This window comes from Culicoidibacter larvae (genome assembly GCF_005771635.1).
GTDB classification, from domain to species: domain Bacteria; phylum Bacillota_I; class Bacilli_A; order Culicoidibacterales; family Culicoidibacteraceae; genus Culicoidibacter; species Culicoidibacter larvae.
On record NZ_VBWP01000029.1, the window covers coordinates 1 to 575 of the forward strand.

The 575-nt window shown below is 41.6% G+C and carries 1 protein-coding gene; it reads right to left on the reverse strand.

Annotation, left to right across the window (positions count from 1 at the left end):
* Positions 1-575 (reverse strand): DNA polymerase Y subunit UmuC family protein (locus FEZ08_RS12125; protein WP_479684292.1); only part of this gene is annotated, 575 nt, incomplete at both ends.

Genomic DNA, 575 nt, shown 5'->3' on the forward strand with positions numbered 1-575 from the left:
ATGCTTGCTGCAGTCTCGTAAATTAAATTGGGATCACTTGTTTTATTTGGCAACTTTTTTTGTCGGCCAAATCCCCTCTTGTTTGCGGTTTTAGAATAACCAATGGACAAATGTACCTCGCCGGCAATTCGATCATCACCAAGTCGGCTGCAAAGTTGGTCGATTTTTTCCCTGATCAATATCAATACTTCATCGTTGAAATAATCTTGAAAGAGTGTTTCTCCAGCATTTAAGTGTTTGCCACCGAAAAGTTTGTACTTATCTTGTATCTTCGAGAGATCCATGCCGTTTGCATGGAGGAATAAATCGTAACCAATAATCCCGAAGTGCTGCTTCAGCTTTTCGGGATCGTAATTAGCAAGCATGCCCATGTTATATATGCCCATTGTATAGAGCTTTTTAGCTGTTTTGCTGCCAATCCCCCATATATCGTTTAAATTACTTTGTGGCCATAGTTTCCTTGGAATCGAATCATAGTTCCACTCTGCGATTAAATCCCGGCGTTTCTTGCCTTCGAGATCGAGCGCCAGTTTGGCCATAACCATATTTTGGCCAATGCCTGCAGTAGCAATCAC